We start from the raw sequence: 11977 nt of genomic DNA, 5'->3' as shown, positions 1-11977 counted from the left end.
CTGCGCTTACTTTCCCACCAAGCGCAAACCGATGCGCTTCCGTTCCGGTTGCACCTCCAAGACCTCCACTTCCACCCGCTGACCCACGGTCACCACCTCCGCCGGATCCCGGACAAAGCGGTCGGACATGTTGGAAATATGGATCAAGCCGTCCGTTTCCACTCCAATGTCAACAAAGGCGCCAAAGTCCACCACGTTGGTGACGGTACCCCCAAGCCTGAGGCCCGGCTGCAAGTCCGCCAGCGTCAGAATGTCCTGGCGGAATACGGGACCGGGAATGTCACTGCGGGGATCCCGGCCGGGGGCACACAGGGCCGCAATGATATCTTCCACCGTCGGCTCCCCGGCATTGGTTTCGATACTGACCTGGGTCGGGTTCAACCGGGTAAGCCTTTCCACTACCTGGGGCCGGGTTTTGGGATCCGCCAGTTCCTCCTCTGAACTGCCCGCAAGGGACAGGATCTTCCGGGCCAAGGCATAGGACTCCGGATGCACCGGAGTGTTATCCAATAACGTCTTACCCTGACTGATGCGTAGGAAACCCGCACACTGTTCAAAGGTCTTGGGACCCAGGCGCGGCACATTTAGCAGTTCCTCCCGAAAGGTGAAGGGGCCGTGTTGATCCCGGTATTCCACGATCCCCACCGCCAAACCCGGCCCAATCCCCGCCACGTACTGCAGCAACTGGGGACTGGCGGTATTCAGGTTCACACCCACCCGGTTGACGCAGGATTCCACCGTGCGCTGCAGAGCCTCGGAAAGCTTCTTCTGGTTCACATCATGCTGGTACATCCCCACCCCCAGGGACTTCGGATCAATCTTCACCAGTTCCGCCAAGGGATCTTGGAGGCGCCTACCAATGGAAACGGCCCCCCGTAAAGAGACATCCAGACCCGGTAGTTCCTGGCGGGCCACTTCCGATGCGGAATAGACCGAGGCCCCAGCTTCACTGACGATGGTAAAGGGGAGGGAAAGACCATAGGTCCGGTTAAACTGGGCGATGAAGCTTTCCGTCTCCCGGGAGGCGGTACCGTTACCGATGGCGATCACATCGACGGTAAACCTCTTTACCAGTTCCAAGAGTTTTTCCATACTCTCTTCCACCGCCGCCTGGGGAGGGTGGGGGTAGATGCTAGCCGTGGCCAGCACCATCCCAGTGGGATCCACCACCGCCACCTTACACCCCGTGCGAAAACCGGGATCGATGGCGAGCACCGTCTTGCCCTGGACCGGAGCTTGCATCAATAATGCTTCGAGGTTTTGGCGAAACACTCCAATGGCCTGCTCCTCAGCCTTTTCCGTGAGCATCCCCCGGATCTCACGGTATACCGCAGGCAAGAGCAAGTTCTTCAGGCTATAGTCGATTGTCTCCAACAACCAACCGCTGGCCGGAGCGCCTTTCCGAATCAACCGACCGGCCAAGTACTGGGTGATGGCCTCCAAAGGCGGTTCGATGCGCACCGTCAGCTTGCCCTGCCTTTCTCCCCGATCCAAGGCCAAAACCCGGTGGGGAGGGATCTGCCGTACCGGCTGCCGAAAATCATGATATGTACTATACACCAAATCCTCCTTGGGATCCTCTAAGGCTGAGCTTGCGGAAATGACCCCCCGTTCAAAGACTAACTGCCGTACCCGGGGCCGGAACTGGGGATCATGGCTGATTTCATCGGCCAGAATGTAACGTGCTTGTTCTAGGGCCTCCTCCACGGAGCACTGGACCCTTTTGGCGAAGGGCTCCGCGATGATGTTGGGATCATCCTGCCTGGTCAACAACTGTTCCGCGAGGGGCGCAAACCCTAGCTTTCGGGCCTTTTCCGCCTTTGTGCTCCGCTGCTTGCGGAAGGGCCGGTAAAGATCCTCCAGTTCCCTTTGGGTCCGGGCTGCCTCAATCTGGGCCGCCAGCTGTTCCGTAAGCTTTTCCTGTTCCGCCAGGCTTGCGAGGATCTGTTCCTTTCGTTTGGCCAAATTGGTGAAATACCCATAGGCATCCGCAATGGTATGAATCTGTAAATCATCCAACCCTCCGGTCAGTTCCTTCCGGTACCGCGCGATAAAGGGCACCGTGTTCCCATCCTGGAGCAGCTGAATAGTGGCGGCCACCGCCTGGGGGGCAATACCAGTGTCTTTTGCGATCTCCGCGGCTAAATCATGCACAGCCATCCCTCCCTACGTTAAATGTCATTATACCACATCTTGAACCCCGTCCCTTCATTGGAAAAGTCGGCGTGCCATGGGGGGAAGTGTTCGTCTGTGGGCTGCATTATGGGTTTTTCCGCGGGCAAGGATAACGAATGGACAGCTAGAAAGGGGGGAAGAAATTTTGACGAAGATCAATGAGCTGGAACTGCAAAACATTCGGCACTTGGCCAACGATGCTCTGGCCACGTCCCGGAAATTGTCCTTCTTTGCCCAGCAATGTCAGGATCCAACGCTGAAGAACATGTTGCAGACCGGTGCCCGCGAGTCCCAACAGACCGCAGATAAACTCATGAAATTCTTAAGTTGAAAGGAGTGAACCCGATGCTAACGGACCGGGAAATCGCCCTGGATTACCTGCATACCTGCAAAACCTCCACCACCGAGGCCCTGAAAGTGGCCCTGGAATGCTCCAACCAGGAACTACGGGGACTGTTGATGAGCAACGTAACCAAAGGTGAGAAGGACTCCTACGAACTGGCAAAGCTAGCCTCCAAGAACAACTGGTATCTGGAGGCAGGCCCGGCGGATTACCAGGAGATCCAACGGATTAATGGCTTTCTCACTTCTTCGGCGCTGTCATCGGGCGGGGTTACTGTACGGTAGGGGGCAGGCTTCTGCCCCCATACCCCAATTTGCTGCCCGGGAATCCTCTAAACTGCCACCCAGCGGCCTTGGGTTTCCCAATAACAGCACGAAAACCCGTTGGCAATGTACACCTGCCCTCCATATTGTTAACTAAGCCCAAAGATAAAATCCCTCCAAGTTTCGCCGGGGATATGTCTCGTGCAAAGTTCCTTTGTCTTTTCTTGGGCAATTGCCCCTTTCTCACGGCAATCAGATGAAAGAAATCCCTTGGATACAAGTTTCCTGCCGCAGGAAAATAAAGGGGTAGTGAAGAACCATTAGGGGTAATGTGAGGAGGGAGCAAGCGATGAGAGTTGCCGTTATTGGATTGGGAAATGTGGGCAGGTTTGCGGTGGAAGCTGTGCAGGCCGCAGAAGACATGGAACTGGCCGGGATCGTCCGTCGCCAAAGCTCTGCCCCCAAGCAGAACATAGATACTTTGGTAGTCACCGATATCCGGGATCTGGGACCGGTGGATGTCGCCCTATTGTGCACACCGTCCCGCACCGTGCCCCCGCTGACTAAGGAGATCCTCGGGTTGGGGATCAACACCGTAGACTGCTATGACATCCACGGGGAACTGGTGAACTTGCGCAGGGAACTGGCTACGGTGGCCAAGGAGAATAACGCCGTCGCAGTCCTTGCGGCCGGTTGGGATCCGGGCACCGATTCGGTGATCCGGGCTCTGCTAGAAGCCATGGCCCCCAAGGGGATTACCTATACCAACTTTGGCCCCGGGATGAGTATGGGCCACACCACCGCGGTGAAGGCCTTGCCCGGTGTGAAGGATGCCCTGTCCATGACCATCCCCATCGGTACGGGGCTGCACCGCCGGATCGTCTACGTGGTCCTAGAAGAGGGAGCCCAGTTCTCCGCGGTGGAACGGACCATCAAAGAAGACCCTTACTTCGTCCATGACGAAACCCATGTAAGACAGGTTCCCGATGTACAACAGCTTATGGATGTCGGGCACGGAGTGACCATCGAACGGAAAGGGGTGTCCGGAGCCACCCACAACCAGCTTTTCCAGTGGGATATGCGGATTAACAACCCGGCCCTCACGGCCCAAATCATGGTCGCGGCCGCCAGGGCCGCCGTGCGACAACAACCCGGAGCCTACACCCTCATTGAGATCCCCTTGGTGGATCTGTTGCCCGGAGACCGGGAAACCTGGGTCAAACGACTGGTCTAGCCCCAGCGGCCCCGCAGATCGATTCCCCTGCGGGGCCTATAGTCTTTCCCACTTCTGTCTGGAGAAAAAACCTCCTTATTCTAAACCACCACCCCAACTCAAAACTTGACGTTCCCTTTCCCTGAAGGATATACTTTTCCCCGGATAGGGGATGAAGAATAACGATGGAGATTAGAAATGTCGCAATCATTGCCCATGTGGATCATGGAAAGACAACCTTAGTGGACGCCTTTTTGAAGCAAACCGGTGTTTTCCGGGAAAACCAACGGACAGAATCCCAGATCTTAGATTCCAACGCCCTGGAAAGGGAGCGGGGGATCACCATTTTGGCTAAGAATACGGGGATCTTCCACCAAGGGATCAAGATCAACATCGTCGACACCCCGGGCCATGTAGACTTCGGCGGTGAAGTAGAGCGGGTCATCGGGATGGTGGACGGGGCTTTGTTGGTGGTGGATAGTGCCGAAGGACCCTTGCCCCAAACCCGCTATGTGCTCCAGAAGGCCTTCGCACACAACCTGAAGCCCATCGTGGTGATTAACAAAATCGATCGGAAGGATGCCCGGCCCTACGAAGTGGTGGAAGAGGTCTTGGAGCTTTTCCTGGAACTGGATGCCACCGATGAACAGGCGGACTTTCCCGTGGTTTGGGCCGTGGCCCGGGAGGGTATTGCCTCCCTAGATCTGGCCGACGCCCAGGCCCAACTGGCCCAGGCCAAGCCCAGAAGCATCCTACCGCTGTTGGACTTGATTATCACCCACGTGCCACCGCCCCGGGTGGAACAGGCAGGTCCACTGCAACTTTTGGTCACCAATCTGGAATACGATGAATATGTAGGGCGCCTGGCCTTGGGACGCATTCAACGGGGGAGCATCACCAAAGGCATGCCCGTTGCCGTATGCCGCAGCGACGCCCCCACGACCAAGACAGGCCGTGTCGAGTACCTGTACACCTTCGCCCGGCTAGAACGCATCCCGGTGGAGGAGGCGCAGGCGGGGGAGATCGTAGCGGTGGCGGGACTGGACGATGTGGCCATTGGGGACACCATCGTGGATCCCCAGAGGGTGGAGTCCTTACCCGCCTTGCAAGTGGACGAACCCACCCTGACGGTCATCTTCCGCATCAATGACGGACCCTTAGCAGGACGAGAGGGGAAATACGTTACCTCTCGCCACCTGCGGGACCGCCTTTTCCGGGAACTGCAAACCAACGTGGCTTTGCAGGTCAACCCCACCGATAGCCCCGATGCCTTCGAGGTGCGGGGCAGGGGTGAGCTACACCTGAGCATCCTGATGGAAACCATGCGGCGGGAAGGCTATGAGTTTACCGTCTCCAAACCGGAGCCGGTTCTAAAGGAAATCGACGGACAACTGCACGAACCCCTAGAGCGGGTCTTCGTGGAGGTCCCCAACGAGTATTCGGGGAACGTAATTCTCTTTTTCGGCCAACGGAAGGGTGAACTGCTGAGCATGGTCTCCACCAGCGACAACATGGTGAAGCTGGAATTCCTGGTGCCGGCCCGGGGGCTTATCGGGTTTCACTCCCAATTGCTCACCGAGACCAAGGGACACAGCGTGGCCTATCATACCTTTGCCGGGTACGGACCCCACCGGGGCCCCATCGTCCACCGCACCACCGGAAGCCTGGTGGCCTGTGAACCGGGAATCGCCACCGCCTACGCCATCCTAAACATCCAGGAGAGGGGTACGCTGTTCATCGAACCGGGCACTGAAGTATACGAAGGGATGATCGTCGGTGAGAACTCCCGAGGAGAAGACCTCGACGTCAACGTTGCGAAGAAGAGGCACGTGACCAATATGCGCTCCGCCACTGCGGAAATCACCGAGAAGCTTGACGTCCCCCGCCGGCTGAGTCTAGAGGAGGCCTTGGCCTTCATCGCCGCCGATGAACTGGTGGAGATCACCCCCCAGGCTATCCGCCTACGCAAGAAGGTCCTCCGTCAAACGGAAAGGCACGCCCAGAAAGTCTAAAATGGTTGTAGCCTTAGGCTACAACCACTTACGCCTTTGCGATCTCCGCCACAAGCCAAGCCTGCACGTCACCGAGTTCGGCGGAAAGCTCTTCCGCCTCAAGAGCGGCAAAGGCTGCTTCCACCGCGGCAGGGCTAAAGGTACTGCCTAAGAGGGCACTGCGGACATAATCGGTCAGGGTGTAGACCAGGGCATCGGAGTAGACCGCCACATCCACAATCCGGCCCTGCTGCACTGCACATTCCACCGTAACCTCCCCCCAGGGAAAGCGGGTGGTAAAACTCAAATCAAAGGCGGGCGTCTGCCCGTAGCGCCACTGCCAGGAGGCATAGCGGGCATAGAGCTCCTGGGCCTTTCCATGGTAGACGCCAAGGTCCAATTCGGTCCCCTCCCCGCCATACAGCTTCACAAAGGAAGTCCGCAAGCCCTCGATCACCTTATGAATGGTAAGATCTGGGACCAGTTCAGTGAGATTAATGATCCGGGAACTTACGGACCGAACCCCCTTGGCCTCCATCTTCTGTTGGGAGGGCTGTAGATAACGGGCGGCCTTGGCGAAGTCCGTATGGACCAGGATGGTTCCGTGGTGCATGGCCGCATCTTTGTAGTAGTAATAGGCGTTTCCGGAAAACTTCCTGCCGGCCGCGGTTAAGTCGTTGCGACCCGAAAACTCGGCCTGGACCCCTAGGGCCACCAAGGCATCCAGGATCACCCCCAGCTGTTTAGACAGATCGTAGTGGCTGCGAGTAGTGAGAAAGGTAAAGTTCAAGTTCCCCAGATCATGGTAGACGGCACCACCGCCCGAAAGCCTTCGGGCTAGCTTCCCGCCTTCAGACTCCAACAGCTGACACCGACATTCCCGCCAGGCATTCTGGTTTCTCCCAATGACCACCGTCTGCTCATTTTGCCAAAGATACAGGATCACTTCTCCCGGCTGCACCCGTTGCAACAACAACTCCTCTAGGGCCAGGTTGTACCAGGGATCATGGGAAGCCGATTGGGCAATAAAAGTCCTTTCCACCATGGTGTTTCCTCCAACAGCAAATTCAGTTTTCCTAATTCTAGCATAGGGGAGTTAAGAAAGACAAACAGATTCCCACGAAGGGAGAATACAGGACATAAGAAAAAGGGGAGGAACCCCCTTTTGGCAGGTTCCTTCCCCCATTGCCCTTTACCTATTTCCACTGGGCTACACGATTCAGCACCGTCTCTAGGGTCTGGGGATCCGTGATGCCTCGGATGGGGTGGAACCAGACACCTTCCGGACGCAGGGTCTCAAAGACCAGGGGCAGCTCACTGACATGGACGTCCAACTGCATCCCTTTGCCAGCCCGCTGGATCCGCTGGTAGACCTCCACCCACCGGGCATAGCCTTCGTTTCCGGCGCCTGGTACCCACTGGACCGCATCCAACTCAGGAATACTGAGGATCATATCCAGATGTTTCAAAGCCCCGGGTCCGTCCAGATGGTAGATGGAACGCTCCAGAAAGCGGCACTCTTCCACCAAAACCGGCATGATAAACTCCTCAAACATTTGGGGACTGATCATACAGGAAAAGTCGCAGGAGACAATGTAGTACTTGCCCGTATGAATCAACGGCAACCAGGAGGTGATGGGCATCTTGGCCCCCCGCAACATGTTGTAGAAGATGTCGTAGACCTGGAAATACTCCTGGGTCGCGGTCAACAGCTTCTCCTTTACCGCTGTGGGATGGTCGATCAGGTCCATCGCCAGCCTTTGGGGATCCCGCAGGGCTGCCAGATGATCCGCCCCCGGGTGAAAATCCGTGAGACCCACAATAAAATGCCCCTGGCCCCGGGCCAATAGCTCCTCGGTAAATTCTACCATGGCCTTGAACAGGGGATTTTCCGGATCGAAGACCGCTTCGGCAGCATCGGTTTCCCAATTCTCGATGCAAGGCCGGGTCCAGGCGGTAGAAGCGGAAAACTCATAGGCACAGCCACACCAGGCACTGAAGATCTCCGGTCCTAAGTTAGGCCAAACCACCGGCAGGGTGTCAGCGGGGTAAACATAGTTAAAGGCATCGATGGCTAGTTGCTCCGCCCGAAAGGCCACATCCAACCACCGTTCCCTTTGGGAAGCATACTCCTTCTGGGGAAGAGGCTTTCTATCCGGGGCCAGAAAGCGCACACCACTAACCGGTGGCCGATCCACAATGGCCCGCTCCCAGAAGGCGTCGTAGCGCTTCTTGACTTCGGCAAAATCTGGTTTCAAACTGAATTCCATGGACAGACATCCTTTCCCAAGCCTAGCCGTTTGCGAATAATCCGTGCCGTTTTCCACCGAGCATAAAACCCGTGGACTTTCCACCATCTTAGCATGTTTCTTCCCTGGTAACTAGTACTGCATCCAAAAAAGAGTGTGCCGCACCAACGGGGGGTGATTGTCTGAGAAGAACATCCTGAAAAGCCCTCTCCAAGGCAAGATGAAGGTCGCGGCAAAGGGAACTCATCTGTTACTGGTCAATCTTCCTGATTAAGTCCAAGCTTAGGTTAAGATTGTACATGTCCGCGGGCGCCTGTCTCCGGTAGAATAATAGTAGATTCCATGGGAACCTAGAAAAACCTTTGGAGGAAGCACCATGACCAGCAGAGAACTCATCAGGCGAGTAGTGGAGTTTGATCACCCAGAACGCATCGGCTGGGATTTTATCGGTGGTCCTTCGGATCTGCGCACCGCCGGCATCCGCTGGGAGCGGGAAGGTCGGCCCGAGGAACACCGGCAGTGGGGATATCATCCCAAGCTGTTGGCCCAGGTCCCCCATTTCCGGGGTATGGTATATGAAGATGAATGGGGGAACATCTGGGGCCGTTTGGATGGAGCGAGTAAAGGGGAAGTGATCCGGGGAGTATTGGAAGAGGGTTACCACAAGGTAGACCAACTCACCCTTCCGCGCCCGGCGAAAATCGACGTGGAACGACTGCCCGAGATCAGAGAACGCTTCCGGGACATCTACCTGTTGGGGGGTCTGCCCGGGTTCACCTTCAACATCCTGCGGAAGATGCGGCGGATGGAGAACTTCCTGGCCGATACCCTCCTGGCTAGGGACGAGGTGTTAAAACTAAGTAGTCGGGTGGAAGCCTTGCTTGGGGAATGCATCATCTACTATGGCGAAGCGGGCTTCGATGGAATCATGTTTGCCGAGGATTGGGGAACCCAGGAGGCGTTGCTGATCAGCCCAGCCAGCTGGAGGGAACTTTTTGGACCCACTTTCCGTCGACTGTGCAAACTGGCCCATGATCACGGCATGAAGGTCTTCATGCATTCCTGTGGCTATATTGCGGAGATCATCCCTGATCTCATCGAGGTGGGAGTCAACGTCCTCCAACTGGACCAGCCCAACCTCTTTGGTTTGGAATACCTGTCCCAATACTCGGGCCAGCTGACCTTCTGGTCGCCTGTGGACATCCAGAAGGTGATGCCCACAGGCAACAGGGAGCTAATCGAAAAAACCGCAGACGACATGATCCGTTACCTCGGCCAGGGTGGCGGTTTCATCGCTAAAGACTATCCCCAGTGGGATGTCCTCGGCGTCAAACCCGAATGGGTGCAGTGGGCCAAGGACCGCTTCCTGCGCCACCATTACTAAGCCTACCGTGCCGGAGGTGGGAGAGATCCCCCTCCGGCTTTTGTTTCATCCGTTTCAAGACAACCAGGTCCACACACCTCTTGTTTCACGATATCCCACCTTATGCAACAACAAGCACATACTCCCAACGGCAATTCTAAGGCCTCTAATCTTTTTCTACATTATGTCTTGTTTATCGTTTCCGAAAAAGGAAATCTCCTGTATGGCGTCGAAGTATTACATCGCAAGAGAAACAAGAGGCACATATTGCAACAGGAGAAACAAGTCTAAGCATGGCAACAGCAGGAGCCAACCCAATATGTAAGGAGGAATCTTTGTGAAACGAATCAGTGTGTTGGTGTTGCTAGGCCTCATCGTCCTGTGCAGCTATGGTATGGTCTGGGCCGAGGTCATCGAGATTGACTTCTGGCACATCTGGACCGGCGACCGGCTGTACTTGGTGGATGAGGTGATCAGTCGCTTCGAAGCTCTTTATCCAGGGATTAAGGTCAACGCGCAACTCATTGGTAATAGTGACTTGATCCTGCGGGACAAATTGGTCACCGCGGTAGCCGCTGGCTCTCCCCCCGATGTGGCGATGATCGGCCGGGATCTCAGTGTGGAGTTGGGCATGTACAATGGTATGTTGGATCTGCGTCCTTTCCTAGAGAAGGACGGAATCTACCTGGAGGACATCTTCTATCCCACAGTTATCGAGTCCTTGGAAGATCCCTACGGCCGGATCGAGGGCATCTACTTCCTGCCCCAGTTGATCAATGCCGGTAACTACCTTTATTACAACAAGGATATCTTCGATGCTGCGGGCATCAGTGAACAACTGGTTCCCAGGACCTTCGACGAACTGGCGGAAATCGGCCGGAAACTCACCGAGACCGACGCGGATGGGAACCTCACTCGGATTGGGATCGACGTCTTTGAGCACAAGATGCCCAGTCAGTATCAGGCCTGGGTGAACGCGGCCGGAGGCAGCCTCTTCAGTGAGGATCGGCGGACCGTACTGATGGGCCCTAACTCCGTGGCCTTGGAAACCCTAGACTGGATGGCGGACTTCACCAACCAGATCAACCGGGGACGGGTGGCCATCGAACGCCTGCACACCTGGGATATTACCCGGTACATCCAGGGCAAAGCCGCGATGGCCCTGGGAGAAGATTACCACTACTTCATGATCCAGGCCCAGGCTCCGGAAATGGAGTTCGGCGTGGCCTCGGTACCCACCAAGACCGGCGAACCCTATCAGCCTGAGCTGCGGCTCACCTGGGGTTATGGTATCCCCGCCCGGGCCAAACATCCCGAAGCGGCCTGGCTTTTCGTCAAGTTCCTCACCATGGAACTGGAGGGTGGCGGCTGGTTCGTAGTACAGCAGGGTAGACCCGGCGCGGCCATCGAATTCAACATCCAAGATGACTTCTTCCAGATTAACCCCTACGTGGGAGTGATCGGTAACAACATCATGAACGCCATCCCCAGTCGGGAGCCGGCCATCAGCGGTTGGACCACCATCGTCTCCGACATGCTGCGTAAAGTGGCCTTCGGGGAAACCAGTTCCCTCAATGCCATGGAGACCGCCCGAACCCAATTGCAGCTGAGGCTGGATGAATTCTGGCAGGGACTGGGGTTATAGGAAAGGTGGATGCACAATGAGAAAGCTGGTTCTTTTCCTTGCCACCCTCTGTCTATTGATTTCGGTAAGCGGTTGTCTGCTCTTTGCGGCAGAGGAAAGCGACAAACCATACTTTGAATTGGACTTTGACGACGAACCCCTGGGTCCCTTGACCCCCATCGAGAACGTGCGTCTGATCCGGGCCGATACCCAGCCCCAAGTGGTGGAATCCCCCGATCGGCCGGGCAAGAGTATCATGATCACCGCCCCGGCCAGCCAAAACTGGGGCGACGCCTTCTACTACAAGCTTCCGACACCGGTGAAGGATAAACTCACCATAGAGGCTTGGGTCTACGCGGAGACAGACGTCCATCGCAGTGCGATTTTGTTCGCCTCCAGTCCCTTGGGACCGGTCTACGGCGATGGGGTAAGCCTTTACCTGTACAACAACGGTGAGATCCGCTACTTCGACACCGCGTTCCGGGAAACCACCGCCACCTACAAAGCAGGACAGTGGATACATCTTTTGGTCGAAGTGAATGTAGCGGAACAATACTACGACATTTACGTCGATGATCTCACCACACCGGTGGCTCGGGCGCCCTTCCGGGAGTCCGCCTGTGAGGAGATCCAGTCGGTGGGTTTTGCCATGTACACCCACACCCACCAGCCCGGACCCGTCTATATCGATTCCTTGATTATCCGCTAAGGGCCCACCGCTGCCGGGGAACTTCCCCGGCAGCGATCCTGAAAGGA

General features: G+C 56.3%; 10 protein-coding genes. 7 read left to right on the top strand and 3 right to left on the bottom strand.

Annotated elements, in window-relative coordinates; translation table 11 throughout:
• Positions 1-6 precede the first annotated feature (6 nt).
• Entirely contained in the window at positions 7-2160 is a 2154-nt protein-coding gene (locus tag GXX57_06640; GenBank protein ID HHV44326.1) for an RNA-binding transcriptional accessory protein, read from the bottom strand.
• Positions 2161-2320: 160 nt separating this feature from the next.
• Here GXX57_06640 and GXX57_06635 point away from each other — a divergent pair, with 160 nt between their 5' ends.
• The 4 genes from GXX57_06635 to typA all read left to right on the top strand — a co-directional run bounded on the left by GXX57_06635 (position 2321) and on the right by typA (position 6006).
• Positions 2321-2506, top strand: coding sequence for a hypothetical protein (locus GXX57_06635; GenBank protein ID HHV44325.1), 186 nt, complete (start codon positions 2321-2323; stop codon positions 2504-2506).
• Between the two features lie 14 nt (positions 2507-2520).
• Positions 2521-2802 carry a spore coat protein gene (locus GXX57_06630; protein HHV44324.1) on the top strand — a complete coding sequence of 94 codons (282 nt, stop codon included), beginning with the start codon at positions 2521-2523 and terminating at the stop codon, positions 2800-2802.
• A gap of 328 nt (positions 2803-3130) precedes the next feature.
• A complete protein-coding gene (locus GXX57_06625; GenBank protein HHV44323.1) occupies positions 3131-4015 on the top strand; it encodes a diaminopimelate dehydrogenase in 885 nt (294 codons plus the stop codon).
• A gap of 164 nt (positions 4016-4179) precedes the next feature.
• Positions 4180-6006 (top strand): translational GTPase TypA, encoded by a 1827-nt coding sequence (typA, locus tag GXX57_06620; protein ID HHV44322.1) that lies wholly within the window; start codon positions 4180-4182, stop codon positions 6004-6006.
• 28 nt (positions 6007-6034) lie between these two features.
• Here the strand turns inward: typA and GXX57_06615 are convergent, their stop codons facing one another.
• Positions 6035-7030, bottom strand: a complete 996-nt coding sequence (locus GXX57_06615) for a lipoate--protein ligase (protein ID HHV44321.1) — start codon at positions 7028-7030, stop codon at positions 6035-6037.
• Positions 7031-7181: 151 nt separating this feature from the next.
• Entirely contained in the window at positions 7182-8255 is a 1074-nt protein-coding gene (locus tag GXX57_06610; GenBank protein ID HHV44320.1) for a hypothetical protein, read from the bottom strand.
• A 355-nt stretch (positions 8256-8610) separates the two neighbouring features.
• Here GXX57_06610 and GXX57_06605 point away from each other — a divergent pair, with 355 nt between their 5' ends.
• From GXX57_06605 to GXX57_06595, 3 genes are all read left to right on the top strand, one after another.
• A complete protein-coding gene (locus tag GXX57_06605; protein HHV44319.1) occupies positions 8611-9618 on the top strand; it encodes a hypothetical protein in 1008 nt (335 codons plus the stop codon).
• Between the two features lie 316 nt (positions 9619-9934).
• Complete coding sequence (locus GXX57_06600; protein HHV44318.1) at positions 9935-11242, top strand: extracellular solute-binding protein; 1308 nt, start codon at positions 9935-9937, stop codon at positions 11240-11242.
• A 16-nt stretch (positions 11243-11258) separates the two neighbouring features.
• Positions 11259-11930 carry a LamG domain-containing protein gene (locus GXX57_06595; protein ID HHV44317.1) on the top strand — a complete coding sequence of 224 codons (672 nt, stop codon included), beginning with the start codon at positions 11259-11261 and terminating at the stop codon, positions 11928-11930.
• Positions 11931-11977: the final 47 nt, after the last annotated feature.

This window comes from Bacillota bacterium (assembly GCA_012839765.1).
Taxonomy (GTDB): Bacteria; Bacillota; Limnochordia; order DUMW01; family DUMW01; genus DUMW01.
Note: the sequence above shows the minus strand (reverse complement) of the source record. Positions and strands in the feature narration are given on the sequence as shown.

Excerpts from the sequence above, each read along its gene's own strand:
- GXX57_06640 (HHV44326.1), bottom strand. The coding sequence starts at position 2,160 with ATGGCTGTGCATGATTTAGCCGCGGAGATCGCAAAAGACACTGGTATT.
- GXX57_06630 (HHV44324.1), top strand. The coding sequence starts at position 2,521 with ATGCTAACGGACCGGGAAATCGCCCTGGATTACCTGCATACCTGCAAA.
- GXX57_06625 (HHV44323.1), top strand. The coding sequence starts at position 3,131 with ATGAGAGTTGCCGTTATTGGATTGGGAAATGTGGGCAGGTTTGCGGTG.
- typA (HHV44322.1), top strand. The coding sequence starts at position 4,180 with ATGGAGATTAGAAATGTCGCAATCATTGCCCATGTGGATCATGGAAAG.
- GXX57_06615 (HHV44321.1), bottom strand. The coding sequence starts at position 7,030 with ATGGTGGAAAGGACTTTTATTGCCCAATCGGCTTCCCATGATCCCTGG.
- GXX57_06610 (HHV44320.1), bottom strand. The coding sequence starts at position 8,255 with ATGGAATTCAGTTTGAAACCAGATTTTGCCGAAGTCAAGAAGCGCTAC.
- GXX57_06605 (HHV44319.1), top strand. The coding sequence starts at position 8,611 with ATGACCAGCAGAGAACTCATCAGGCGAGTAGTGGAGTTTGATCACCCA.
- GXX57_06595 (HHV44317.1), top strand. The coding sequence starts at position 11,259 with ATGAGAAAGCTGGTTCTTTTCCTTGCCACCCTCTGTCTATTGATTTCG.